This is a genomic window from Rhizobacter sp. P2_H2 (genome assembly GCF_056403375.1).
This window is the reverse complement of sequence record NZ_JBFUFP010000554.1, coordinates 1-3,616: the sequence shown is the minus strand read 5'-3', so window position 1 is coordinate 3,616 and position 3,616 is coordinate 1. Positions and strand designations below refer to the sequence as shown.

Sequence of the window (3,616 nt, the reverse complement as noted above, 5' to 3'; positions counted from 1 at the left end):
GCCCTGGGCCGGGCTCGACGGCCCGGGGTGCTCCGACCCTTCTGCCGTCGCGACGATGAAGCTGACCTGCGGCAGCTTGCCGGCGAGCACGTCTTCCTTCAGCTTGTCGAGGTCGCGCGTGCCGACGCCGCGCTGGCGCAGCGCTTCCGAGTAGCCGGGGCGCTGGTAGTACGCGTCGCGGAAGGAATGGAATCCGGCCAGGCAGTTGTCGGTGAAGTTGTCGTCCATGTTCTCGTAGACCTGCCAGGTGATGCCGGCACGCTCGAGACGCTCGGGATAGGTCGTCCAGGTGTAGCCGCCGTCATTGCCGGGGTTGGCGTCGAACCAGTCGTAGTCGTTGTACGTGGCAGGGCCGTTGCCGAGCGCCAGGCCGTCGTTGGTGCCGGTCCACGCGAACAGGCGGTTGGTGTTGGTGCCGGTCTGCGAGCTGCAGTGGTAGGCATCGCACAACGTGAACGCATTCGCCAGCGCGTACTGGAAGGGCAGGTCGTCCTGCGTGTAGTAACCCATCGCATGGTTCTTCTTGTAGGTGGTCCAGGTGTTCATGCGGCCCTGGTCCCAGGCGTACTGCGCGTCGCCCCACGAGTGCGGCGTGCCCTCCACCCGCATCACGTTGAAGTTCTGCGTGGTGTTCAGGTGGAAGGGCGCGACCACCGCCGGCGCGGCACCGCTCACGGCGTTGGGCTGCGACCAGACCGTGCGGCGCTGGATGGCGCCGGCATCGGGCACCGGGATCGCGAACGGATCAGCGAAGCCGCGCACGCCGTTGAGCGTGCCGAAGTAGTGGTCGAACGAGCGGTTCTCCTGCATCAGCAGCACGATGTGCTCGACATCCTTCAGCGTGCCGGTCGTGTTGTTGGCCTGGATCGCGAGGGCCCTCTGGATGGCGGGCGGGAACAGGCCCAGCGCGACGGTGGAGCCAGCGGCGGTGCGGAGGAAATTGCGGCGGTTGAGCGTCATGGCATCGGTCCGTGGGTTCGTCGTGCTCAAGGCGCGCAATGCAGGTCGCGGGTGTTGCCCGCCGAGCCGCAATCCTTGTTGTCGTTGCCGCCGCCGCAGGCGGTCAGCGCGACGGAGATCGCGACGCTCACCCCCAGCGCGAAGCGCCGGGCGGAAGCGGCTGCAGTCGATGCAGACGGTGTGTGGCGGAGCGATGTGTGGCGGGCCGGTGTGGCCGGCCGCGGGGTAGGGATGGCGTGCATGGGGGTTCCGACTGAGGTTGGGAGCGTGTCGATCCCACCCATGCTATGTGGTAATTATTGTGTTTGTGTGACTTTGTGGTTTTTGATGCGAAGGGTTCGCACACGGAAGGACACTGACAAATTTGTCATCTGCCGGACAGGTTCCCGTCCGCCAGCGATTCCTACGATGGCGCGGTTTTGACCACCTGCCATCGCAGAAACCAACCCATGAAACTCGCTACCTTTGCCGTGACCGCGGTTGCTCTCGCCGCTGCCTCGGCTGCCAATGCGCAAGACGCGCAAGCCTCTTCCACCAACGTGACGCTGTACGGCGTCGCCGATGCCTACGTGCAGTTCGCCAAYGGCGCGGCCAACCTGAGCCGCGTGCAGTCGGGYGGCCTGCAGGGCTCGCGCTTCGGCCTGCGCGTCACCGAAGACCTSGGCGGCGGCCTGCGTGCCCTGGCCGTGCTCGAAAGCGGCGTCAACATCGAYGACGGCACCAAYGGCCAGAACGCSTTCTGGGGCCGCCAGTCRTAYGTCGGCATCGGCTCGGCGCAGYTCGGCACGCTGACCCTGGGTCGCCAGTACGGCAGCATCTACAACCTGTCGAGCGACTTCAGCGAGTTCTCGAACGTCTCGACCGGCGCGAGCACGGCCGTCATCGGCGGCTTCGGCGGCTACGAGCCGGTGCGCGGCGGCACCACCTACTCGGCCACCGGCAACGGCGGCCCGGCGCGCATCAACAACTCGGTCAAGTACGAGACCCCGACCTTCAGCGGCTTCAAGGCCGGYGCACTGTGGGGCTTCGGCGAGWCCACCGGCGCGACCAACGAKCAGCGCACGGCYGACRTCTAYGCCCGCTACAGCGGCTACGGCTTCGACGCGATGCTGTCGTTCGTCGACGACAAGCAGGACCTGACCTCGCAGGACGTGCGCACGACCTCGGGCGCGGTCGGCTACACGTACGGCGACTGGCACGGCACGGCCGGCSTGATCTCGGTGAACGAYCGCAGCGCGGTGGATGCCGACGGCCAGGGCTTCTGGGTSGGCGGCGACTACCGCTTCGGCGCGAACACGGTGCGCGCGCAGTACGTGCAGAACAAGGCCAAGAACGTGAACGAAGGCAAGACGCAAGCCTTCGGCGTCGGYTACCAGTACGAYCTGTCGAAGCGCACGGCGCTGTACAGCGCGGTGACGCGCTTCAAGAACGAAGGCGACGGCTACGCCGACCGCTGGGCCAGCGCCGTGCCGGCCGGCCTGACGAACGCCGGGGATCGCAACATCACCGAGTTCACGACAGGCATCCGCCACAGCTTCTGATTCGGAAGCGGACGTGCTGCGCCGGGCGGTTGCTCAGCCTGGACCAGCCTTGCCGGCGAACTCGGCGAGCACGTCTTCCTTGACGCGCGAGAACGCGAGGCCCACGCGGTCTCGCGGGTGATCGAGCTCCACCGGCACGATGCGGCGGATGCGGCCCGGCCGCGGCTCCATCACCACCACCTTGCCGGCGAGGTAGACGGCTTCCTCGACGTCGTGCGTCACCAGGATCATCGTGATCCCTTCGGCCTGCCAGATGCGGTGCAGCTCCTGCTGCAGGTGGGCGCGCGTCAGCGCGTCGAGCGCGCCGAACGGTTCGTCGAGCAGCAGCACCTCGGGCCGGTTGACCAGCGCACGCGCGATCGCCACCCGCTGCGACATGCCGCCCGACAGCTGGTGCGGCCACGCCGTCTCGAAGCCGGCCAGGCCGACCAGCGCGATGTGCTCGCGCACCGTGTCGGCCTTCTGTTTCTCGCTGAGCTCGCCGTTCAGCAGCCCGAGCCCGATGTTCTGCTCCACCGTGAGCCACGGGAACAGCCGGTGCTCCTGGAACACGATGCCGCGGTTCAGGCTGGTGCCGACGATGCGCTCGCCGTCGAGCAGCACCTCGCCCTGGTAGTTCTCGTCCAGCCCGACGATCAGCCGCAGCAGCGTCGACTTGCCGCAGCCGCTGCTGCCGACGATGCTGACGAACTCGCCCGGGTTGACGGTGAGCGTGATGTCGTCGAGCACGGACAGCGGTTCGCCCTTCACTTCGTACTGCTTGCTCAGGTGCTGGATCTGCAGGGTGCCGGCGTGCGCCATGGTGGAGTGCCTCGGGGTGGAGTGCCGGACCTTAGGAGTGCGACACGGCGCTGTGAACTGCGCATTTCGCGTTTGCATATGTGCCGCGTCCCGCGGCAGGCGAGGTGGTCATCGCCGACCCCGGTCGTCTTCACCTTCGTCAACGACCTGTTGCATCTGATGGGGCTAACCCGAATGGCCGCGAGCACGCGAGCGGCGGCACACTGGTTCAGTTGAAATCGATTTCAACGGCAGTTGTAGACAGACCGTCCAGAACATGACGGCGCGCCGTCGCAAGACCGCCGCGCCGAGGGAAAGGAGACACGGAATGATGC

At 67.0% G+C, this 3,616-nt stretch carries 4 protein-coding genes; 1 reads left to right on the top strand and 3 read right to left on the bottom strand.

Features of this window, described 5'->3' with window-relative positions; translation table 11 throughout:
- Positions 1–960, bottom strand: a 960-nt coding sequence (locus AC1D15_RS22320; RefSeq protein ID WP_477827687.1) for an alkaline phosphatase family protein, incomplete at its 3' end; no start/stop codon positions are given.
- A gap of 26 nt (positions 961–986) precedes the next feature.
- Positions 987–1,202, bottom strand: coding sequence for a hypothetical protein (locus AC1D15_RS22315; protein WP_477827686.1), 216 nt, complete (start codon positions 1,200–1,202; stop codon positions 987–989).
- A 207-nt stretch (positions 1,203–1,409) separates the two neighbouring features.
- Here AC1D15_RS22315 and AC1D15_RS22310 point away from each other — a divergent pair, with 207 nt between their 5' ends.
- Complete coding sequence (locus AC1D15_RS22310; RefSeq protein WP_477827685.1) at positions 1,410–2,501, top strand: porin; 1,092 nt, start codon at positions 1,410–1,412, stop codon at positions 2,499–2,501.
- Between the two features lie 33 nt (positions 2,502–2,534).
- Here the strand turns inward: AC1D15_RS22310 and AC1D15_RS22305 are convergent, their stop codons facing one another.
- Complete coding sequence (locus AC1D15_RS22305; RefSeq protein ID WP_465114797.1) at positions 2,535–3,302, bottom strand: ABC transporter ATP-binding protein; 768 nt, start codon at positions 3,300–3,302, stop codon at positions 2,535–2,537.
- Positions 3,303–3,616: the final 314 nt, after the last annotated feature.